This is a genomic window from Rhodopseudomonas sp. G2_2311, assembly GCF_047501505.1.
GTDB classification, from domain to species: Bacteria; Pseudomonadota; Alphaproteobacteria; order Rhizobiales; family Xanthobacteraceae; genus Rhodopseudomonas; species Rhodopseudomonas palustris_H.
In genome coordinates this window covers 1-21,690 of sequence record NZ_JAZDRK010000002.1, presented here as the reverse complement: position 1 = coordinate 21,690, position 21,690 = coordinate 1, and the positions used below count along the sequence as shown (strand labels likewise).

Genomic DNA, 21,690 nt, shown 5'->3' with positions numbered 1-21,690 from the left:
AGCAATCACGACTCGCGCAAGGCCCCTTACGCGTAATCGACCGAGGCATCGCGCTAGCCAATTGTTAAAGGCCGCATCGCACCCTGCGCGACGTATTTCCCGCTGTCACTTCGGTTCGTGTCCTCACGATTGCCCCTGGAGCCAACGGCAATATGTTCTCGTTCTTTCGAAGCGCGGATCAGGATCGCGCTGCCGCACTGCTCGCCGCCATCGACCGCTCGCAAGCAGTCATCGAGTTCGACACCGGTGGCACCATCCGCCGCGCGAACGACAGTTTTCTCAGAACCTTCGGCTATTCGCGGGACGAACTGATCGGCCAGAACCACAGCATTCTGGTGGATCCCGCCGAGCGCGATACGCCCCGCTATCGGCAATTCTGGGAAGCGCTGCGAGCGGGCGAGTATCAGAGCGGAGAGTATCAGCGCATCGCTAAAGACGGCCACCACGTCTGGATTCAGGCCTCCTACAGTCCAATCTGCAATCGCCTGGGCACACCGGTCGGGGTGGTGAAGGTCGCCAGCGACATCACCGCGGCGAAGATGAAGAGCCTCGATGATGCGGGCAACCGCGCGGCGATCAGCCGAGCACAGGCGGTCATCGAATTCGCGATGGACGGCACCATCCTCACCGCGAATGAGAACTTCCTGACGGTCATGGGCTACTCGCTCGACGAGATCAGGGGCAAGCATCACAGCATATTCGTTCCCGCGGCTGAGCGCGACAGTGCAGGCTATCGCGAGTTCTGGGCGCGGTTAAACCGAGGCAACTACTTTCCCGGCGAGTTCAAACGGATCGGAAAGGGAGGTAGAGAAGTCTGGATTCTCGCCAGCTACAATCCGATCCTCGACGATTGCGGCAAGCCGATCAAAGTCGTCAAGTACGCGACTGACGTCACCGCTCAAAAGCTGGCTAATGCCGACTCGTCGGGCCAGATAGCCGCGATTCGAAAGTCACAGGCTGTGATCGAATTCAAGCCTGACGGCACCATCCTCGACGCCAACGAGAACTTCCTCAAGACGATGGGCTACAGCTTGGCCGAAATCAAAGGCCAACATCACAGCATGTTCGTGGACCAGTCGGAACGCCATAGCGAGACCTATCGGGAATTCTGGGCGGCGCTTGCACGGGGCGAGTACCAGGCCGGCGAATTCCACCGCTTCGCCAAAGGCGGCCGCGAGGTTTGGATCCAAGCGTCGTACAATCCAATCCAGGATCTCGACGGACGAACCTACAAGGTCGTCAAGTACGCGGCCGACACAACTGCGCAGGTGCAGCGAAGGCTCGCCAACGAAGAGGTGCGGGGCATGCTGGTGCACGTCTCGGACTCCACCGAAGAACTAACCAGCACCGTTAGTATGATCGCGGAAGCCACCAACCGGACGCGTGAAACGACGCAGCAGGCCGTCGGTGAGGTGGTCACCGCAGACGGTCAGGCCAAGCGTCTCGATGACGCGGCCAAGTCGATGAGCGGAATTGCCGAGATCATCGGGCACATCACTGGCCAGATCAACCTCTTGGCGTTGAACGCTACAATCGAGTCCGCCCGTGCTGGCGAAGCCGGACGGGGCTTCGCCGTCGTCGCACAGGAGGTGAAGATTCTGGCCACCCAGGCGCGCAATGCAACCGATCAGATCGTGGATCAGATCGACAATCTCAACGGCATCGCCAGTGAGGTCGTCGGCGCGCTTTCGAACATCAGATCGGCAATCGATCGAGTCAATGAATTCGTGACCTCTACTGCGTCTACAGCAGAACAGCAGAACGCGGCCACGATCGAGATTTCTGCCAGCATGCACCGTGCCACCGCGATGCTGAGATAGCCGCAACCGAATCACTCAGCATCGGGGTGAGCGCGCTTGGCGGGCGCCCGGGCTTGCACCCACGAAAGCTCTGGAGGCTTGGTACGGCACGGGACGTTCACGAGTTCGTATCAATCGGTGCATCGAGAAGTACGCAGCGGTAAGGCTCCCCTCGATTCGCGACGAGCGCATATCGGAAGATGGCAATCACCACCATACCGTGCATCGTTAGTTCATCGTATGAATCCTGGGTTGAATTAAATTCGGTAATTGAGTGCTGATTGCTCCCCCCGGGCTAGGGCAAACTTAACGGCGCCTTCACCAAAATGGCGATCAGCTTCGGCCCCATATCCTCCGATCAGCGCAACCGAATCCCGAGGAAGGCATCGAATGTTCTCCTTCACCCGCTCCGCCGGCCATGACCATGCGGCAGCGATGCTCGCGGCGCTCAATCGCTCCCAAGCGGTGATCGAATTCGACCTCGACGGCAATGTGATCGACGCCAACGACAACTTCCTCGCCGCGCTCGGCTACTCGCTGCCCGAGATCAAGGGCAAGCATCACAGCATGTTCGTCGATCCGACCGAGCACGACAGCCCGGCCTATCGCGAATTCTGGACCGCGCTGCGCACCGGTCAGTATCAATCCGGCGAATTCCTCCGCATCGGCAAAGGCGGCCGGGAGGTCTGGATTCAGGCATCCTACAATCCCATCCTCGACAAGAGCGGCAAGCCGACCGGTGTGGTGAAGTTTGCAGCCGACATCACCGCAGCGAAGACCCACTCGCTGGAAGACGCCGGCAAGCTCGCGGCGATCGGCCGCGCCCAGGCGGTGATCGAGTTTGCGATGGACGGCACCGTCCTCACAGCCAACGATAACTTTCTCGCCGCGATGGGGTACTCGCTGGGCGAGATCAAGGGCAAGCATCACAGCATGTTCGTCGAGCCGTCGGTGCGCGACAGCAGCGACTACCGTGAATTCTGGTCCCGGCTCAACCGCGGCGAATACTTCCCCGGCGAGTTCAAGCGGATCGGCAAGGGCGGCAAAGAAATCTGGATCCTGGCGTCCTACAACCCGATCCTCGATGCTCGCGGCAAGCCGTTCAAGGTGGTGAAATACGCAACCGACGTCACTGCGCAGAAGCTGAAGAACGCCGACTTCTCCGGCCAGATCGACGCGATCCGCAAGTCGCAGGCGGTGATCGAGTTCAGCATCGACGGCACGGTGCTTGACGCCAACGACAACTTCCTGCACGCGCTCGGTTACTCGCTGGGCGAAATCAAGGGCCGGCACCACAGCATGTTCGTCGACCCCGCTGAGCGCGAAGGCGCGGCCTATCGGGCATTTTGGGCGGCGCTGGGCCGCGGCGACTACCAGGCCGGCGAATACAAGCGCATTGGCAAGGGCGGCAGAGAGGTCTGGATCCAGGCGTCCTACAATCCGATCCTCGATCTCAATGGACGTCCGTTCAAGGTGGTGAAGTACGCCACCGACACGACGCGCCAGGTGCTGACCCGCATGGGCAATGAACGCGTCCGCGCCATGATGGAGTCGGTCGCGGCCGGCGCGGAAGAACTCAACGCCTCGGTGCGCGAGATTTCCGAAGCGATGACCAAGTCGCGGCAGACGGCGATGAACGCGGTCGGCGAAGTCGATGCCGCCGACTCGCAGGCCAACCAGCTCAATGATGCGGCGCAGGCGATGAGCGGCATCGTCGAGCTGATCAATCATATCACCGGGCAGATCAACCTGCTGGCGCTGAACGCCACGATCGAATCCGCGCGCGCCGGCGAAGCAGGCCGAGGCTTCGCCGTGGTGGCGGCGGAGGTGAAGAACCTCGCCAATCAGGCCAAGCAGGCGACCGACAAGATCGGCACCGAGATCGGCAATCTCACCAGCATTTCCGGCGATGTCGTCGGCGCACTCGGCAAGATCAAGACGGCGATCCAGAACGTCAGCGAATACGTCAGCTCGACGGCTGCGGCGGTCGAGGAGCAGAGCACGGTGACCAGCGAGATGTCGTCGAGCATGCAGCGCGCCGCCGCCGAAGCGGCTGCGATCGCGGCAGGCTGAACGGGCCCACCTCAGGCGACCGCGGTCTCGGGCCGCGCGCCGCCGTTGATGCCCTGCTTCACCATCTCGCCGAAGGCCTCGAAGTCAGCGCGGCGCGGTGAAGTCTTGCGGAAGACGAGGCCGACGCTGCGGCCGGGCTGCGGCCGGCGCAGCCGCAGAAACTTCACCCGCGAATCACGGCGCTCCACCTCGGCGGCGATCTGCGGGATCAGCGTAATGCCGTAGCCGCCCGCGACCATCTGAATCACCGTCGTCAGGCTGGACGCACCGAAACTGGCGGTGCCGGCGCTCCCGATCTGAATGCCGCGATTGCGCGCAGTGGCGCAAAACGCCAATGCCTGATCGCGCAGGCAGTGCCCATCCTCCAGCAGGATCAGCCGCGACTGGTCGATCTCCTCGACCCCGATCGGCGTCTGTTCCGAGCGCGGATCCTCGGCCGGCACGGCGAGCAGGAACGGGTCGTCGAACAGCGGAATCGCGTCCAGATCGGAATGCCCGGCAGGCAGCGCCAGCAGCGCGGCATCGAGCACGCCGCTCACAACATCGGCCACCAGCGGGCGGGTCTGGCTTTCCCGCAGCTCCAGCCGCAGCTCCGGGAAGCGCTGTTGCAGCAGCGGCAGCACCTTCGGCAGCAGATACGGCGCCAACGAGGGAATCACCCCGAGGCTGAGCCGGCCGGTGAGCGGCTTGGCGCGGTGGCGGGCGAAATCCACCAGGTCGCGGGTCGCAGCCAGCACCTCTTCGGCACGGCGGGCGATCTCGCGGCCGATGTCGGTGAGAAACACCTCACCCGGCCGGCGTTCCACGACTTTCACCCCGAGCGTGCGCTCCAGCTCGGCGATCTGCATCGACAACGCCGGCTGGGTCACCGAACAGGCATCGGCGGCGCGGCCGAAATGGCCGTGCCGGGCCAACGCCGACAGATAGCGAAGCTGCCTCAAGGAGATCATGTGATCAGAATATCTGATCGCGGAGCAAAATCAATTCGACTGGACCTGATGATAGAACTGATCCAAGGTCTGCATGCCGGACCTGGAACACAACTTCCGGGGGGTGAACGGCCAACACAACACCCTTCACTCCAGGAAGCAACGCCGCGGGCGATCCCCCACGCTCGCGGCGTTCAATTCGATCCCGGCCCTGGCCGGCGTCATGAAACTTTCCAAAGACGCCAGCACATTGCGCCGGGAAAACACTGCAACGCGAAATCGGAGAGACACCATGGACGCAAAGACGGATGACAAGGGCGCAGGCAAGTGCCCGTTCTCAGGCGGCAGCCACGGCCACCGCAACCGTGATTGGTGGCCGGATCAGCTCGACATTTCGGTGCTGCACAACAACTCGAAAAAGTCCGACCCGATGGGCGAGGCGTTCGACTACGCCGAAGAATTCAAGAAGCTCGATCTGGAAGCGGTGAAGAAGGACCTTCACGCGCTGATGACCGATTCGCAGGAATGGTGGCCGGCCGACTTCGGTCACTATGGCGGCCTGTTCATCCGCATGGCCTGGCACTCGGCCGGCACCTACCGCATCACCGACGGCCGTGGCGGAGCCGGCGCCGGCCAGCAGCGCTTCGCGCCGCTGAACTCGTGGCCGGACAACGCCAACCTCGACAAGGCCCGCCGGCTGCTGTGGCCGATCAAGCAGAAGTACGGCCGCAAGATCTCGTGGGCCGACCTGATGGTCCTCACCGGCAACGTCGCGCTGGAATCGATGGGCTTCAAGACCTTCGGCTTCGCCGGCGGCCGCGCCGACGTCTGGGAGCCGGAAGAGCTGTATTGGGGCCCGGAAGGCACCTGGCTGGGCGACGAGCGCTATTCCGGCGAGCGCCAGCTCTCCGAGCCGCTCGGCGCCGTGCAGATGGGCCTGATCTACGTGAACCCGGAGGGCCCGAACGGCAACCCCGATCCGGTCGCCGCCGCCAAGGATATCCGTGAAACGTTCTATCGCATGGCGATGAACGACGAAGAGACCGTGGCGCTGATCGCCGGCGGCCACACCTTCGGCAAGACCCACGGCGCCGGCGATCCGTCGCTGATCGGGCCGGCTCCGGAAGGCGGGCTGCTCGAGGAGCAGGGTCTCGGCTGGACCAGCAAATTCGGCACCGGCTTCGGCGCCGACACCATCACGGGCGGCCCGGAAGTGATCTGGACCACCACGCCGACCAAGTGGAGCAACAACTTCTTCTGGAATCTGTTCGGCTACGAGTGGGAGCTGGAGCAGAGCCCGGCCGGCGCCAAGCAGTGGCGCGCCAAGGGCGCGGGCGCGACCATTCCGGATCCGTTCGATCCGGAGAAGAAGCACGTGCCGAAGATGCTCACCACCGACCTGTCGCTGCGCTTCGATCCAATCTACGAGAAGATCTCGCGTCGCTTCATGGAAAATCCCGATCAGTTCGCCGACGCGTTCGCCCGCGCCTGGTTCAAGCTGACGCATCGGGACATGGGACCGCGCGCGCGCTACCTCGGCCCGGAAGTGCCGAAGGAAGAGCTGATCTGGCAGGATCCGATCCCGGCGGTCGACCACGAACTGGTCAGCGATGCCGACATCGAAGCGCTGAAGGCGAAGATCCTCGGCTCCGGCCTGTCGGTGTCGCAGCTGGTCTCCACCGCGTGGGCGTCGGCCTCGACCTTCCGCGGCTCGGACAAGCGCGGCGGCGCCAATGGTGCGCGCATTCGCCTGGCCCCGCAGAAGGACTGGGAGGTCAACCACCCGGCCGAGCTGGCGCAGGTGCTGAGCAAGCTCGAGGCGATCCAGAGCGAGTTCAACGGCGCGCAGAAGGGCGGCAAGAAGGTCTCGCTTGCCGACCTGATCGTGCTCGGCGGCGTCGCTGCGATCGAGAAGGCCGCCAAGGATGCCGGCACCACCGTCAAGGTGCCGTTCACCCCCGGCCGGATGGACGCGTCGGCCGAGCAGACCGACGTCGAGTCGTTCGAGGTGCTGGAGCCGCGGGCCGATGGCTTCCGCAACTACATCAACACCAAGCGGCATCAGTTCATGCACCCCGAGGAGGCGCTGGTCGACAAGGCTCAGCTCCTCAGGCTCACCGGTCCTGAACTGACCGTGCTGGTCGGCGGCCTGCGTGTGCTCGGAGCCAACTACGAACACGCCACCCACGGCGTGCTCACCGAGCGGCCCGAGAAGCTGACCAACGACTTCTTCGTCAACCTGCTCGACATGGGCACCAAGTGGACCAAGGCGAACGGCGAGGTCGAGATCTACGAAGGCCGCGACCGCAAGACCAACGAGCTGCGTTGGACCGGCACGCGCGTCGATCTGATCTTCGGCTCGCACTCCCAGCTCCGCGCCTTTGCCGAAGTGTATGCGTGCTCGGATGCCCAGGAGAAGTTCGTGAAGGACTTCGCCGCGGCTTGGGCCAAGGTGATGAACGCCGACCGGTTCGACATCGTCGGGCAGAAGGCCGCGGCCTGATCGCTGGCGACGATGAGTTGATGACGACGAAAGGGCGGCCTTCGGGTCGCCCTTTCGCGTTTCCGCAAGCGGGCCTGATAGCAACGCTTGATGGACGTGAACCTCAATCAGCGTTTGCCCATCTCACGAAATGTCTGCGCGCCGCTGCGGTTCCATTTCTCTGCGTTGCGTTGACGATACTTGATCGGTTTGCTTTCCTTTGCGTCCCTTCAACAACGCAAGGATGTCTTGATGCTGCTTCGCCTGCCTGTGATCACCGCTGCGATGCTGGCCGCTGTCGGCCTCGCTCATGCCGACGACGATGAGCTGACGGTTCAAGGCATCGGAATCAGCCGCGACATCGACTGTCAGGGCAAGAATGTCGGCGTGTACGGCGCGGAGAACGCGATCGCTCTGACCGGCCAATGCCGCACCATCACGGTGCATGGCAGCAAGCACAAGGTCAGTTTCGAGCAGGGGCAGACGCTGTCGGTGTCGGGCTCGGACAACGTCGTCAACGGCGGCCGCGCCAGAGACGTCGTGGTCAGCGTGGCGAAGAACACCGTGACGACGACGCTGGAAGCCGGCGAGGAGCCGGCCAAGCTGAAAGCCACCGGCGCCAATAACAAGATCACGCTGGTGCTGTCCGGCCCGTCGCGGCTGGACGTCGGCGGCGTCGAGCAGGTCGTCGAGTGGTCGAAGGCAGACGGCACGCCCAATCCCGAAGTCCGCTCGTCCGGCGCGCTGAATTCGATCAAGCGGAAGAAGTAAGCGCGGTGGGTGCCGGCTTCATCTCCGGTTTCGCCAGGATGACGGATGCTGCGACGCGCGGCGCCCTCACCCCACCCCTCTCCCGCAAGCGGGAGAGGGAGTCCCGCTGCGGTTGGGGAGAGGCCTCGCGTGGACTCGTTAGCTCATGAGGTCGGTGATGGCGTGAGATCGGTGATGCCCTCTCCACCAGCACGGCGCGCCCCCTCTCCCGCTTGCGGGAGAGGGTTGGGGTGAGGGCGCCCCAGGCACGGCAGTAGCGTTCGCCGCAACTCACGCTGGACTAAGCGCAAAGCGCCTTTCGCCCAGACTGCCTACTGATAGGAGACGACGCGCGAGAACCCGCCTTGTCAGCTACGCCTTGTCGGCATCCGCCTTCAACGCGTCCGGCTTCGGCATCAGCACGATGTTGTAGCCGGAATCGACGTAGTGGGTTTCGCCGGTGACGCCGCCGGAGAGGTCCGACAGAAGATACAGCGCCGAGCCGCCGAGTTCTTCCAGCGTCACGCCGCGGCCGAGCGGCGAGTGTTTTTCCATAAAACCGAACATCGCGCGGGAGTCGCCGATGCCGGCGCCGGCCAGCGTCCGCACCGGACCGGCCGAGACCGCGTTGACGCGGATGCCCTTCGGGCCGAGGTCGCAGGCGAGATAGCGCACGCTGGCTTCCAACGCCGCCTTGGCAAGACCCATCACGTTGTAGTTCGGCATCGCGCGCTCGGAGGCGCCGAAGGTCAGCGTAATCATCGCGCCGCCATCCGGCATCAGCGCGGCGGCGCGCTTGGCGACCTCGGTGAAGGAGAAGCAGGAGATCACCATGGTGCGCGAAAAGTTGGCGCGGCTGGTGTCGATGTACTGACCGCGCAGCTCGTTCTTGTCGGAGAAGCCGATGGCGTGGATGACGAAGTCGAGCTTGCCCCACTTGTCCTTCAGCGTGTCGAACACCGCATCGACGCTGGCGATGTCTTCGACGTCGCAGGGCAGCACCAGATCGGAATTCAGCGACTGCGCCAGCGGCTTGACCCGGCGGGCCAGCGCTTCGCCCTGATAGGTGAAGGCGAGTTCGGCGCCGTGCGCGTGCAGCGTCTTGGCCATGCCCCAAGCGATCGAATGGTCGTTGGCGACGCCCATGATCAGCCCGCGCTTGCCCTGCATCAGTCCCTGCATTGTGGTCGCTCTCTGGTTCGGACCTCATCCTGAGGAGCACGCGACAGCGCGCGTCTCGAAGGATGAAGCGGTCAACAACTCATGGTTCGAGACGGCGCCAAAGGGCGCCTCCTCACCATGAGGATCCTAGCACGTGGATGTGGCAACTCACCGGGACCGGAGAGAGCCTTCCGCGATCACGCATCCAGCCGCTTGAACACCAGCGTGGCGTTGGTGCCGCCGAAGCCAAAGGAGTTCGACAGCACGGCGCCGAGCTTGGCGTTGTCGACGCGCTTGCGCACGATCGGCATGTCGGCGAAGGCCGGATCGAGTTCGGTGATGTGGGCGCTCTCGCAGATAAAGCCGTTCTGCATCATCAGCAGCGAGTAGATCGCCTCCTGCACACCGGTGGCGCCGAGCGAGTGGCCGGTCAGCGCCTTGGTGGCCGAGATCGGCGGGCACTTGTCCTCGTTGCCGAACACCTTGCGGATCGCCGCGATTTCCGGCGGGTCGCCGGCAGGCGTCGAGGTCGCGTGCGGATTGATGTAGTCGATCTTGATGCCGCCGGTGGTCGCCAGCGCCATCTTCATGCAGCGCTCGGCGCCTTCACCCGACGGCGCCACCATGTCGTAACCGTCGCTGGTCGCGCCATAGCCGATGATTTCGCCGTAGATCTTGGCGCCGCGCGCCTTGGCGTGTTCGAGCTCTTCCAGCACCAGGACGCCGGCGCCGCCGGCGATCACGAAGCCGTCGCGCGACACGTCATAGGGGCGCGAGGCAGTGGCCGGAGTGTCGTTGTACTTCGACGACATCGCGCCCATCGCGTCGAACAGTACCGACAGCGACCAGTCGAGTTCCTCGCAGCCGCCGGCGAACATGACGTCCTGCTTGCCCCACTGGATCAGCTCGTAGGCGTTGCCGATGCAGTGGTTGGAGGTCGCGCAGGCCGACGAGATCGAGTAGTTGACGCCCTTGATCTTGAACCAGGTCGCGAGCGTAGCCGACGCCGTCGAGCTCATCGCCTTCGGCACCGCGAACGGACCGACGCGCTTCGGACCCTTGGTGCGGGTGATGTCGGCGGCTTCGACGATGGTGCGGGCCGACGGGCCGCCGGAGCCCATCACGATGCCGGTGCGCTCGTTCGAGATATCGGACTCTTCCAGCCCGGAATCGGCGAGCGCCTGCTCCATCGCGACGTGGTTCCACGCCGCGCCTTCACCGAGAAACCGCATCGCGCGACGATCGACCACATCGGCCGGATTCAGCGTCGGTGCGCCCTGGACCTGCGAGCGGAAGCCGAGCTCGGCATGCTTTTCGGCACGCGAAATACCGGACTTGGCGTCGTGCAGGCTCGCCAGAACTTCTTGGGTGTTGTTACCAATCGACGAGACGATCCCCATCCCCGTCACAACAACTCGTCTCATGTGATCGCCTCGTTCACTCCAGGGTCGTTCGCGGCTGAAGACACGGCTCGGCTAGCACTCGCTAGCCGCCGACCGGCTGCGCCGTCTGCTTGAACAGACCGACTTTCAGATCCTTTGCGCGGTAGATGACCTCGTCGTCGGCCGAAAGCCAGCCATCGGCAATGCCGAGCCAAAGCTTCGAGCGCATCACCCGCTTGATGTCGACATTGTAAACGATCTTGCTGATGTGCGGCAGCACTTGGCCGGTGAACTTTAGTTCCCCGAGGCCGAGCGCGCGGCCCGGGCCTTCGCCGCCGACCCAGCCGAGAAAGAAGCCGACCATCTGCCACATCGCGTCGAGGCCGAGGCAGCCCGGCATCACCGGATCGTTCTTGAAATGGCAGGCGAAGAACCAGAGGTCCGGCTTGACGTCGAGCTCGGCGCGAACCTGGCCCTTGCCGAACTCGCCGCCGTCCTCGGTGATGATGGTGATGCGGTCGAACATCAGCATGGGCGGCAACGGCAGCTGGGCGTTGCCCGCGCCAAACAGTTCGCCCCGGCCGCAGGCCAGCAGATCTTCATATTCGTAGCTGGAGCGACGGTCCCGCATGCGACGATGCCTTCTTCTTGATTCGATCGTGAGGTTTTTGGCTGCCCACGCGGCCGATTCGGTGCGTGCGCGAAGCGCGCCCGGTGAATGCGCGGGTCTGTAACATAGGCATATTGCCCCGCCTAGCGGCACCTCCGTGATCTTACTTAAGCAAATCGACCGAGCTTCGCTAGTTGCGAAGCGCTTGCACCAACAAGGAATGCTTCCTATAATCAGACGGTCGAATTTCCAACAGGCGCGCATTAGGGGTTGCGGAAGTGGACATCGGTGAACGAGTGGCATTTTTGCAAGAGGAACCGGCGCACGAGGCGCACTCGCACGCAGAACCTCGGCTGAACGGCTGCCCGTGGCATGATGTCAACGAGATGCTGCAGTCGGTCGGCCTGCGTCCGACCCGTCAGCGCATGGCGCTGGGCTGGCTGCTGTTCGGCAAGGGCGACCGCCATTTGACCGCTGAAATGCTGTACGAAGAGGCCAGCCAGGCCAAGGTCCCGGTGTCGCTCGCGACCGTCTACAACACCTTGAACCAGCTGACCGAAGTCGGTCTGCTGCGTCAGGTCAGCGTCGACGGCACCAAGACCTATTTCGACACCAACGTGTCGGCGCACCAGCACTTCTACCTCGAGAACAACCACGAGCTGATCGACATTCCCCATGCCGAGCTCGAGCTCAAGGCGACGCCGGATGTTCCCGATGGCTACGAGATCGCCCGGGTCGACGTCGTTGTGCGGCTGCGAAAGAAGGGCTGAACGCCGTCTTTCGAGTTATTCTTGGTGATGGTTATGGCCCGAGCGCAGCATGCCCTCGGGCTTTTTTACGCGCCCTCGCCGCGGCCGTCAGGCATTGGCTACGGCGCGGTCAGTTGACCTGCTCGTCGGCGTAAACGCCCCACAGCTGCAGCTTCTCGATCCAGCCGTCGAAACCACTGCCGACGATCCGGCACCATTTCATGTCGCAGCGCTTGACCTGCGCCACAACGCCGGCCTGCAACCGGGCCACCACGGCACTGCCGGAGCTGGCGCTCTCATACAGCGGCGCCAGGCCGTCCTTGTCCTTCATGGTGACGACCGCGGTGCGCCGGCCGGACAGCAGCGAGTGGTACACCCACCCCTCGGCGCCCTCGGAATCCCGGACCCGCCGCCAATTCTCGAACTCGGCGGTGACTTCGACCGGCAGGCCCGCGCGGGTGTAAACCCAGGCGACGTCGTTGTCCTTGGTCGGTCCGACCCGGACATTGACGTGATCAGACTTAAGACTGACGTATCGCGGCACCGGCAATCCGCTCGCCGACAACGGTGACTCCTTGCCGGCGTGCGCGAAGGTCGCAGCGCAAATCATCGCACCTGCGAACGCCGTTACCGCCATCAGGTATTTCATCGACATCGACACGCCTCTTCGTCGCGGGATTTGCGGCGCGGCCGTCTCCGGCGAAACCCAGGGGTCCTTGTCTTGGCGCGGTCTTCTGCTAGAGAAGGCCGGAAGGCATCCGGTAACCCAAGGAACGGAAGGGACCTTATGGTCGGGACCGGCCCCTGTGGTCACGCTGCTGCGGGAGTGTCGAACAGCTGAGTTAACGGGGACTAAACGATCTCGTTAAGCTCGTCAGAGAGCGTTGGAATGTCGGTTAAGAAAAAGCCTCTGGTCGTCGTCACCCGCAAGCTTCCGGACTCGATCGAAACCCGGATGCGTGAGCTGTTCGACGCCCGGCTGAATCTCGACGATGTCCCGATGACCGCCGAGCAACTCGCCGAAGCGGCCCGCACTGCCGACGTCCTGGTACCAACGGTGACCGACGAGATCACCGCCGCGATGGTCAACCAGCCCGACTGCAAGCTGCGGCTGATCGCGCATTTCGGCAACGGCATCGACAATCTCGACGTGGCCGCAGCGCATGCGCGCGGCATCACCGTCACCAACACCCCCAAAGTTCTGACCGAAGACACCGCCGACATGACCATGGCGCTCATCCTGGCGGTGCCGCGCCGGATGATCGAAGGGGCCGCGCTCCTGACGGACGGCGGCGAGTGGCCCGGCTGGTCGCCGACCTGGATGCTCGGCCGCCGGCTCGGCGGCAAGCGGCTCGGCATCATCGGCATGGGACGGATCGGCCAAGCGGTGGCGCGCCGCGCCCGCGCGTTCGGGCTGCAGATCCACTATCACAACCGCAAGCCGGTGGCCCCGCGGATCGCCGACGAGCTCGGCGCGACCTACTGGGATTCGCTCGACCAGATGCTGGCGCGGATGGACATCATTTCGGTGAACTGTCCGCACACCCCGGCGACGTTCCATCTGCTGTCGGCGCGGCGGCTGAAGCTGATCCGCAAGGACGCCTTCATCGTCAACACCGCCCGCGGCGAAGTGATCGACGAAGAAACCCTGACCAAGCTGATCGAAGCCGGCGACATCGCCGGCGCCGGCCTCGACGTTTACGAGCACGAGCCGGCGGTCAATCCGAAGCTGGTGCGGCTCGCCAAGCACGGCAAAGTCGTGCTGCTGCCGCACATGGGCTCGGCCACCATCGAGGGCCGCGTCGAGATGGGCGAGAAGGTGATCATCAACATCCGCACCTTCCTGGATAATCACAAGCCGCCGGATCGCGTCCTGCCCGGCATGCTCTGAGCCCGGTTTGGGCCGCCACGCTGCGGCCGAACGCCTCGCTTGCGGGTTCCACCGGCGCCTTCTCCCTGCCTGTTTCCCACACTACCTTCGTTGGACAACGACGAGGGAGTGGTTCGAGGTGAGCATCGCCGCAATCGACGACCGCCCGGCATCCCGTGCGCCGCTGATCCCCCCGACGCCGACGCGCGCGCCGGAGAATCTCTCGGCGCTCGGCCGGCTCGCCGCGATCCGCCACAACGCGATCGCGAGCTGGAGCGACCGCGCCTACCAGGACGATGTCGTCCGGGGCCGGTTCTTCGCCCACTCAAGCTACATCCTCAACACGCCGGACGCGATCCGCCACGTGCTGGTCGACAATGTCGACAACTATCACCGCACGGCGACGGGAATCCGCGTGCTGCGGCCGATGCTCGGCGAGGGCTTGCTGCTGGCCGAAGGCCGCGCCTGGAAGCATCAGCGCCGGACGCTGGCGCCGGCCTTCACCCCGCGCGCCGTCGCGACGCTGCTGCCGCATATGGCCTCGGCCACCGACGAGGTGGTCGAGGGGCTGCGTGGCAAGACCGGCGCTCCCATGGACTTGCGCGAAACCATGCAGCATTTGGCGCTGGAGATCGCCGGGCGGACGATGTTCTCGTTCGAGATGGGAACGCACGGGCAGACGTTGCGCAGCTTCGTGATCGACTACGGCACCCGGCTGGCGAGCCCGCGGTTTCTCGATCTGTTGCTGCCGCTCGGCTGGCCGACGCCGCAGGATGTTTCGCGCGCGCTGTTTCGCCGGCGTTGGACGCGCTTCATCGGCGAACTGATCGCCGCGCGACGTGCAGCCGGCAAGGCAGAAGGCGCACCGCCGCGCGACCTGTTCGAACTGATGCTGGCGGCGCGCGACCCGGAAACCGGCGAAGCGTTCTCCGACGCGCAGCTCGGCGATCAGGTCGCCACCATGATCCTGGCGGGGCACGAGACCACCGCCACCGCGCTGTTCTGGGCGCTGTACCTGTTGGCGCTCGATCCCGACGCCCAGGAGCGATTGGCCGGTGAGGTTCGCCGGATCGGTCTCGGTGGCACCGAGATCGAGCGGCTGCCATTCACCCGGGCGGTGCTGGACGAGACGTTGCGGCTGTATCCGCCCGCATTCCTGATCGTGCGGGAAGCCGCAGGCCCCGACCAGGTCGCGGGCTTTGCGGTTCGTCGGCACGACGTGATGCTGATCGCGCCGTGGCTGCTGCACCGGCACGAGAAGCTCTGGCGCGATCCGAACGCGTTCGTGCCCGAGCGCTTTCTGCCGGGCGCACCGCCGCCCGACAGGTTCGCCTATCTGCCGTTCGGCGTCGGCCCGCGGGTTTGTATCGGGGCGCATTTCGCCCTGGTCGAAGCCACGCTGGCGCTGGCCAAGGTCGTCGGCAACTTCCGGATCGAGCTGATCGATTCCGAGCCGGTGGTCCCGATTGGGGTCGTCACCACCCAGCCTGGTCGGTCGCCGCGGTTCCGGCTCACCGCCCGGTGAGCCTTGCGGCACCAACGAAGCCCGTTCGCATTGCCAAACCGTCATGGAACTCCCCGGAACCGGGGCAGGATTGCGAGCGTTCCCTTTCCACGTCATAGAGCGACGAGCCGTCGCCCCCATCGAAAGACGAGAGACGATGCTGGATAAACTGCGCCAATTCATCACCGACGTCGTCGCCCCGAGCGCCCCGGATGAGCTGACGCTCGACGAGGGCGGCTACCGCCTCGCCGCGACGGCCCTGCTGATTCATGTGATTTCGATCGATGGCGACCCGTCGGAGGTCGAAAAGCAAAAGCTGCACGCTTTGCTCGAACAGCGCTTCGGTCTCGACGCCGCGACCGCGTCCCGGCTGATTGCCTCGGCGACGCTGATCGAGGGCGAGGCCGTTGACCTTTACCATTTCACCAGCGTGATCATGCGTTCGGTCAATGAGCAAGGCCGGCTGCGGATCGTCGAAATGATGTGGGAGCTGGTGTACGCCGACGGCACCGTCACCGAATTCGAAGAGAACGTGGTGTGGCGCGCAGCCGACCTGTTGGCAGTCTCGACCCGCGACCGCGTCACCCTGCGCCAGAAAGTAGCTGCCGAGGCTCCGGTCGCGCCCAGTGCCGCCGCCCAGGGCGGTACGATGGGGAGTATGCCTGAGGTGGATCCCGCTAACTAACCAGAAATCCGGCGAAACCTCGGGTAACGGGAACCCGTATTTGTCCCGCCACGCCTCGCAGCATCAGCGTGCGTTTCGGCCCTGCGAGCCGCATCGGCCCTTGCACGCTGCTTGCTTCCCGCATAAGGCCATAGCTGTTCCCTGGAGGCCGTTCGGCCCATTTGAAACATGAGTTTCCTGTCGTGACTGAACGTGTGACGTTGATTACAGGCGCATCGGCCGGGATCGGTGTCGAACTGGCGCGAATTTTTGCAGACAATGCTCATCGCGTGGCACTGGTGGCGCGGCGCGGCGACCGCCTCGAATCCCTTGCGGCGGACATTCGCGCCAAGGGCGGACCGGAGCCGATCGTGATCGCGTGCGATCTCGGCCAGCCGGGCGCCGCCGAACAGATCATCTCGGCTCTGAACGCGGCGGGCGTCGAGGTCGAGTACCTCATCAACAACGCCGGCTACGGTCTGTTTGGCCGTGCGGTCGAGCTCGATCGCGAAAGCCAGCTTGGTATCATCGACCTCAATATCAGGGCGCTGACCGATCTGACGCTGCGGTTTGCCGACAGCATCGCCCGCCTGCGCGGCGGCATCCTCAATGTCGCGTCGATCGCCGGCTTCCTGCCCGGCCCCGGCATGGCGGTGTACTACGCGTCGAAAGCCTATGTGCTGTCGTTCAGCGAAGCGCTGCATCAGGAGCTCGGTCCGAAAGGCGTGCGCGTGACAGCGCTCTGTCCGGGCCCGGTGCAGACCGAGTTCCAGGACCGTGCCGGATTCGAGCCGGGCTTCGACAGCGCCGTGCTCAACGTGTCGCCCGCAGAGGTCGCGCGTCAGGCCTATCAGGGCCTGATGGACAACAAGCGGATCGTGCTGCCGGGTCTGGGCGTGAAGATCGTGCCGTTCCTGCTGCGTTTCTTCCCGCGCGGCTTCATCGCCGCCGCAGTCAGCGGCTTCCAGTTGCGCCGTCGCTGATATTCCGCACGGCCATGATCTGGCCCGAGCCTTGCTTTAAGAATTTGTCATCTTCCGCCGGACATCCTGATCGGCGGTGCGGCAATTCTGTTCGGCGCGGCTCTGGACTGACCCTCCCATGCTTGTTCGACTGACCGATTGCGGCCGGGCATCTTCGCCTGCGCTGCAACCTGCAAAGACCAATGATCCGAGACCGGTGCTGATCGTTCTGCACCAGGAGACCTCGACGCCCGGCCGCGTCGGCAATGCGCTGCGCGCGCTCGGCCATCCGCTGGACATTCGCCGGCCGCGGTTCGGCGATTCCCTTCCGCCGTCGCTCGACGAACACGTCGGCGCGGTGATCTTCGGCGGTCCGATGAGCGCCAACGATCCGGACGATTACATCCGCCGTGAGATCGATTGGATCGCCGTGCCGCTGAAGGAACGGCGGCCGTTCCTCGGCATCTGCCTCGGCGCGCAGATGCTGGCCAAACAGCTCGGCGCCCGCGTGGCACCGCATCCTCACGGCCGCGCCGAAGTCGGCTACTACGACATTCGCCCCACCGCCGCGGGCCGCGCGATGTGCGCGCACTGGCCGCGGCAGGTGTATCACTGGCACGTCGAAGGCTTCGAGCTGCCAGCCGGTGCCGATCTGCTGGCGGAAGGCGGCGACTTTCCGGTGCAGGCGATCCGCAGCGATACGGCCTTCGGCTTTCAATTCCACCCCGACGTGACCTGGGCGATGATGCATCGCTGGACCACCAAGGGAGAGGAACGGCTGTCGCTTCCCGGCGCGCGGCCGCGGCGCGAGCATTTTGCCGAACGCGCCGTGCACGATCTCGCCGAGCGGATCTGGCTCGAACACTTTCTCGATCACTGGCTGTCGCGCGCGCCCCTCGGCGCGCCGGTGACGGCGCTGCGTGAAGCCGCGGAATAGCGCCGGACTCCTCGACGCAAATCCGCTTCCCTCGCGGCCGCGGCGATTGCTAAGCTCCCTGCCAAGCTTCGGCGGCCATGACCGGGGCAGCAAGGGAGTGCGCATGACGAGCGAGGAATTCGCGCAGCTGCTGGAGAGTTTGACTCGCGCGGCGGAATCCGGCGACGGCGCAAGGTTCGCCAACCATTTCACCGAAGACGCGACGTACCACGACTACATCTACGGCCCGCACACCGGACGCGCCGAGATCTCCGCGATGATGCAGGACCTGTTTCATCGCGACGCCGCCGATTATCGCTGGGAGATGTTCGACCCCGTCTGCAATGGCGACCTTGGCTATGCATGGTCGCTGTCGAGCTTCACCTCGACCGTACCCGACTTTGCAGGCCAGCGCGTGGTGATCGACGGCATCAGCCGCTTCGTGCTGCGCGGCGCGCTGATCGCGGAGTATCACGAATCGGTCAATGGCGGCGTGGCGATGGCGCAGCTCGGCGTCGCACCTGAGCGGATGGCCAAGGTCTTCCGCAAATGGAGCGGCTGGCTGCAGCAGCGTCCCGAAACCCAGGACTATCTGGCCCGGCCCAAGGGCTCGCGCCGCGCCTGAGGATCTATCGCCCGCGGCGGGCGACGCGCACGGCGCTGGTCGTGCGCCCAACAACAATCAACAAAGGGAGAAACGCCGTTGAGCTACCAGGACATCCTCTATGAGGTCGCGGATCGGATCGCGACCATCACGCTGAACCGGCCGGACCGCATGAATGCGTGGACGCCGGTGATGGAGCGCGAGGTGCGGGCTGCGATGCAGCAGGCCGCTTCGGACAGCGACGTGCGCGTCATCGTGCTGACCGGCGCCGGCCGCGGCTTCTGCGCCGGGGCCGACATGGAGGTGCTGCAGAACATCGATCCATCCGACGTTCGCCGCGCCGCCGATCTGCCGCCGTTCGACATGAATCGCAGGGCGGACTGGCAGACCCGCTACGCGTTCTATCCCTCGATTCCCAAGCCGATCATCGGCATGCTCAACGGCGCCACGGCCGGGATCGGCATGGTCCACGCGCTGTATTGCGACGTTCGCTTCGCCGCCGACTCTGCCGTGTTCACCACCGCTTTCGCGCGGCGCGGACTGATTGCCGAGCATGGCATCTCCTGGATGCTGCCGCAGATCGTCGGGCACGCCAACGCGCTCGATCTGTTGCTGTCTGCCCGCCGTGTGTCGGCCGACGAGGCGCTGCGGATGGGACTGGTGAACCGGCTCTATCCGGCCGATCAGCTCCGGGAGCAGACCTACGCCTATGCCCGCGACCTCGCCGATAACGTCGCGCCGGCATCGATGCGGGTGATCAAGCGCCAGCTCTACGACGTGCCGTTCCAGACCCTGGCGGAAGCGACCATCGAGGCCAATCGCGAGATGGCGATTTCGCTCGCCAGCGCCGACTTCAAGGAAGGTGTCGCCAGCTTCGTCGAAAAGCGTCCGCCGCGCTTCAGCAGCGTGTGATCGAGAGTCGATCGCCGGGCGTCTCGACAGGGACGCTCGGCGGCCGTCAGCCGGCTGTCGGGCGATCAAAGGTTCAGACGCGAGAAATCAGCGGTCGAAGACCGAGGGTTCGTCCTATCTTTCAGAAAAAACCGTGCTGGGATCGTGTCGCGAAGGTCGCCAACTTTCCGTCTTGGTCTCGGAAAGTTGGTGGAGCCAGGCGGGATCGAACCGCCGACCTCATCATTGCGAACGATGCGCTCTCCCAGCTGAGCTATGGCCCCTTGCGCGGTCAGGACATGTCGTCCCGGCCAGCGAACGCCGCCATTTACAGTGCAGGTCGCGGCCAAGTCAAGGACGACAGGACGGATCGAAATCGGCCGGCCGCGGCTTTATTGCCGCCGAGTTCCCTTGTTTGGACGGGGGTGAACCGATATCTACGGCTCGAGCTTTCCGCGACCGAAACCGCGAGTTTTCCCCCGCCATGCGCGCCATTCTCGACATCGTTCTCATCATCCTCGATCTCTACATCTGGCTGCTGATCGCCTCGGCGATCCTGTCCTGGCTGATCGCCTTCAACGTGGTGAACACGCGCAACCAGTTCGTCGGCGCGGTGTCCGAGTTCCTGTACCGAATCACCGAGCCGCTGCTGGCGCCGATTCGTAATCTGCTGCCCTCACTCGGCGGCCTCGATATCTCGCCGATCATCCTGATCCTTCTGATCATGTTCCTGCAGCGCGTGATCACCTATTACATCTACCCGGCAGTGTTCTAACCGCCGGGCAGGCGGAGGCCGGCATGGCAGAAGCTTGGCGGTATTCGGCTCAGGGCGTCGCGGTAGCGGTGCGGGTGACCCCGCGCGGCGGCCGCGACGACATCGACGGGCTGGAAACGCTGTCCGACGGGCGGCCGGTGGTCAAAGTGCGGGTTCGGGCGATCGCCGATGGCGGCGAGGCAAACCGGGCAGTGACGGAGCTGCTGGCCAAGGCGGTCGGCGTGCCGAAGCGCAATGTAAGGCTGCTGTCGGGCGCGACCTCGCGGCAGAAACAGATCGCGATCGACGGCGATCCAAAACAGCTCGGCGAGGCGTTGCGCCGCCTGGTGGCGGCCAAGCCCGCCGAATAATCACCCGGGAGGCCCGCGAGGGCGATCCACCGTTCGCCTCTCCGCTCCGGGGAGGCGTTGTCATTTCGATGCGGACGCATCGGCTGGGACAGGCAAAGAGGACGACATGACAGCCCGGATCATCGATGGAAAAATCATCTCGGCCGAGCTACGCGCCCGCGTCGCCGCGGAAGTCGCGCGGCTGAAAACCGAACACGGCATCACGCCGGGCCTGGCGGTGGTGCTGGTCGGCAACGACCCCGCCTCCGAGGTCTACGTCCGCAGTAAGCACAAGCAGACGCAGGAGGCCGGGATGGCCTCGTTCGAACACCGGCTGCCGGCCGATGTGCCGCAGGCCGAGCTGATGGCGTTGATCGCAAAGCTCAATGCCGATCCGGCCGTGCAGGGCATCCTGGTACAATTGCCGCTGCCCAAGGGGCTCGACAGCAATGCGGTGATCGACGCGATCGATCCCGCCAAGGACGTCGACGGCCTCAACCCGACCAATGCGGGCCGGCTCGCCTCCGGCCTGTTCGCGCTGACGCCGTGCACGCCGCTCGGCAGCATCATCATGGCCAAGACGGTGCACGCCTCGCTCGAAGGCATGAACGCGCTGGTGATCGGCCGCTCCAATCTGGTCGGCAAGCCGCTGGTGCAATTGCTGCTGAACGAGAACGCCACGGTGACGATCGCGCATTCGCGCACCCGCGATCTGCCGGCGCTGTGCCGCCAGGCCGATCTGGTGTTCGCCGCGGTCGGCAAGGCCGAGATGGTGAAGGGCGACTGGATCAAGCCGGGCGCAACCGTGATCGATGTCGGCATCAACCGCACGCCGGGCAAGGACGGCGGCAAGGACAAGCTGCTCGGCGACGTCGCGTTCAACGAGGCCAAGGAGGTCGCCGGCGCGATTACGCCGGTCCCGGGCGGCGTCGGCCTGATGACGGTGGCGTGCCTGCTGGTCAACACCGTCCGCGCCGCCTGCGCCATCCACGGCCTGCCGAAGCCGGCGGTGTAGTCCGGCAAGACATCTCCCCGTCATTGCGAGGAGCGGAGCGACGAAGCAATCCAGAGGCCACAAGCGTGGCCCCTGGATTGCTTCGCTTCGCTCGCAATTGTGCAAGTTCACTAATTCGTTGATCGCATAGTTTTGTCAGCGGCGAAGTCCTTCGGGGTTTTGCCGCCGAGGGCCTGGTGAGGCCGGAAGTTGTTGTAATAGACCATATATTCGAACAACTCGTTG

Annotated in this window: 21 protein-coding genes and 1 tRNA gene; 15 read left to right on the top strand and 7 right to left on the bottom strand. The window is 64.6% G+C overall.

All coding sequences use genetic code 11. The features are described 5' to 3' along the window. Positions 1-152 precede the first annotated feature (152 nt). Positions 153-1,820, top strand: a complete 1,668-nt coding sequence (locus VRZ08_RS03035; RefSeq protein ID WP_414531528.1) for a PAS domain S-box protein — start codon at positions 153-155, stop codon at positions 1,818-1,820. 369 nt (positions 1,821-2,189) lie between these two features. Next, complete coding sequence (locus VRZ08_RS03030) at positions 2,190-3,872, top strand: PAS domain-containing protein (RefSeq protein WP_414531527.1); 1,683 nt, start codon at positions 2,190-2,192, stop codon at positions 3,870-3,872. 11 nt (positions 3,873-3,883) lie between these two features. Here VRZ08_RS03030 and VRZ08_RS03025 read toward each other — a convergent pair whose 3' ends face one another. Then, the gene (locus VRZ08_RS03025) at positions 3,884-4,822 is read right to left on the bottom strand and encodes a LysR substrate-binding domain-containing protein (RefSeq protein ID WP_263990321.1); all 939 of its coding nucleotides are present in this window, start codon (positions 4,820-4,822) and stop codon (positions 3,884-3,886) included. Positions 4,823-5,093: 271 nt separating this feature from the next. Here VRZ08_RS03025 and katG point away from each other — a divergent pair, with 271 nt between their 5' ends. Further along, on the top strand, positions 5,094-7,304 hold the full coding sequence (gene katG, locus VRZ08_RS03020; RefSeq protein WP_414531526.1) for a catalase/peroxidase HPI: 2,211 nt from the start codon (positions 5,094-5,096) through the stop codon (positions 7,302-7,304). A gap of 231 nt (positions 7,305-7,535) precedes the next feature. Continuing rightward, the gene (locus tag VRZ08_RS03015; RefSeq protein WP_414531525.1) at positions 7,536-8,054 is read left to right on the top strand and encodes a DUF3060 domain-containing protein; all 519 of its coding nucleotides are present in this window, start codon (positions 7,536-7,538) and stop codon (positions 8,052-8,054) included. Positions 8,055-8,405: 351 nt separating this feature from the next. On the opposite strand, the gene fabI is transcribed toward VRZ08_RS03015, so the two are convergent. The 3 genes from fabI to fabA all read right to left on the bottom strand — a co-directional run bounded on the left by fabI (position 8,406) and on the right by fabA (position 11,207). Further along, entirely contained in the window at positions 8,406-9,215 is an 810-nt protein-coding gene (fabI, locus tag VRZ08_RS03010) for an enoyl-ACP reductase FabI (protein ID WP_263990290.1), read from the bottom strand. 176 nt (positions 9,216-9,391) lie between these two features. Continuing rightward, the gene (fabB, locus tag VRZ08_RS03005) at positions 9,392-10,618 is read right to left on the bottom strand and encodes a beta-ketoacyl-ACP synthase I (protein WP_346296193.1); all 1,227 of its coding nucleotides are present in this window, start codon (positions 10,616-10,618) and stop codon (positions 9,392-9,394) included. 61 nt (positions 10,619-10,679) lie between these two features. Then, positions 10,680-11,207 (bottom strand): bifunctional 3-hydroxydecanoyl-ACP dehydratase/trans-2-decenoyl-ACP isomerase, encoded by a 528-nt coding sequence (fabA, locus tag VRZ08_RS03000; RefSeq protein ID WP_107353974.1) that lies wholly within the window; start codon positions 11,205-11,207, stop codon positions 10,680-10,682. Positions 11,208-11,464: 257 nt separating this feature from the next. Between fabA and irrA the strand changes: the two genes are divergently transcribed. After that, positions 11,465-11,956: an iron response transcriptional regulator IrrA gene (gene irrA, locus VRZ08_RS02995; protein WP_107342647.1), complete on the top strand. Its 492-nt coding sequence runs from the start codon at positions 11,465-11,467 to the stop codon at positions 11,954-11,956. 109 nt (positions 11,957-12,065) lie between these two features. Here irrA and VRZ08_RS02990 read toward each other — a convergent pair whose 3' ends face one another. Then, positions 12,066-12,590, bottom strand: a complete 525-nt coding sequence (locus VRZ08_RS02990) for an SH3 domain-containing protein (protein ID WP_107342646.1) — start codon at positions 12,588-12,590, stop codon at positions 12,066-12,068. A 234-nt stretch (positions 12,591-12,824) separates the two neighbouring features. Between VRZ08_RS02990 and VRZ08_RS02985 the strand changes: the two genes are divergently transcribed. From VRZ08_RS02985 to VRZ08_RS02955, 7 genes are all read left to right on the top strand, one after another. Continuing rightward, positions 12,825-13,826 (top strand): 2-hydroxyacid dehydrogenase, encoded by a 1,002-nt coding sequence (locus VRZ08_RS02985; RefSeq protein WP_107342645.1) that lies wholly within the window; start codon positions 12,825-12,827, stop codon positions 13,824-13,826. A gap of 118 nt (positions 13,827-13,944) precedes the next feature. After that, positions 13,945-15,330 (top strand): cytochrome P450, encoded by a 1,386-nt coding sequence (locus tag VRZ08_RS02980; protein WP_414531524.1) that lies wholly within the window; start codon positions 13,945-13,947, stop codon positions 15,328-15,330. A gap of 136 nt (positions 15,331-15,466) precedes the next feature. Next, positions 15,467-15,994 (top strand): TerB family tellurite resistance protein, encoded by a 528-nt coding sequence (locus tag VRZ08_RS02975; RefSeq protein ID WP_107342643.1) that lies wholly within the window; start codon positions 15,467-15,469, stop codon positions 15,992-15,994. A gap of 182 nt (positions 15,995-16,176) precedes the next feature. Continuing rightward, a complete protein-coding gene (locus VRZ08_RS02970) occupies positions 16,177-16,956 on the top strand; it encodes an SDR family NAD(P)-dependent oxidoreductase (protein ID WP_107342642.1) in 780 nt (259 codons plus the stop codon). A 118-nt stretch (positions 16,957-17,074) separates the two neighbouring features. Continuing rightward, entirely contained in the window at positions 17,075-17,872 is a 798-nt protein-coding gene (locus VRZ08_RS02965) for a glutamine amidotransferase (RefSeq protein WP_414531523.1), read from the top strand. 103 nt (positions 17,873-17,975) lie between these two features. Then, positions 17,976-18,476: a nuclear transport factor 2 family protein gene (locus VRZ08_RS02960; protein WP_414531522.1), complete on the top strand. Its 501-nt coding sequence runs from the start codon at positions 17,976-17,978 to the stop codon at positions 18,474-18,476. Between the two features lie 78 nt (positions 18,477-18,554). Further along, on the top strand, positions 18,555-19,367 hold the full coding sequence (locus VRZ08_RS02955) for an enoyl-CoA hydratase (protein WP_264054008.1): 813 nt from the start codon (positions 18,555-18,557) through the stop codon (positions 19,365-19,367). A 187-nt stretch (positions 19,368-19,554) separates the two neighbouring features. Here VRZ08_RS02955 and VRZ08_RS02950 read toward each other — a convergent pair. Then, positions 19,555-19,630 (bottom strand) — tRNA-Ala (locus tag VRZ08_RS02950). A 200-nt stretch (positions 19,631-19,830) separates the two neighbouring features. On the opposite strand from VRZ08_RS02950, the gene VRZ08_RS02945 reads away from it, so the two are divergent. From VRZ08_RS02945 to folD, 3 genes are all read left to right on the top strand, one after another. Next, positions 19,831-20,121 (top strand): YggT family protein, encoded by a 291-nt coding sequence (locus VRZ08_RS02945; protein WP_012494137.1) that lies wholly within the window; start codon positions 19,831-19,833, stop codon positions 20,119-20,121. Between the two features lie 23 nt (positions 20,122-20,144). Continuing rightward, the gene (locus VRZ08_RS02940; protein ID WP_012494136.1) at positions 20,145-20,471 is read left to right on the top strand and encodes a DUF167 domain-containing protein; all 327 of its coding nucleotides are present in this window, start codon (positions 20,145-20,147) and stop codon (positions 20,469-20,471) included. Positions 20,472-20,577: 106 nt separating this feature from the next. Continuing rightward, positions 20,578-21,465 carry a bifunctional methylenetetrahydrofolate dehydrogenase/methenyltetrahydrofolate cyclohydrolase FolD gene (folD, locus tag VRZ08_RS02935; protein WP_414531521.1) on the top strand — a complete coding sequence of 296 codons (888 nt, stop codon included), beginning with the start codon at positions 20,578-20,580 and terminating at the stop codon, positions 21,463-21,465. Between the two features lie 110 nt (positions 21,466-21,575). Here the strand turns inward: folD and VRZ08_RS02930 are convergent, their stop codons facing one another. Further along, positions 21,576-21,683: a hypothetical protein gene (locus tag VRZ08_RS02930; protein ID WP_414531824.1), complete on the bottom strand. Its 108-nt coding sequence runs from the start codon at positions 21,681-21,683 to the stop codon at positions 21,576-21,578. Between the last annotated feature and the right edge of the window lie 7 nt (positions 21,684-21,690).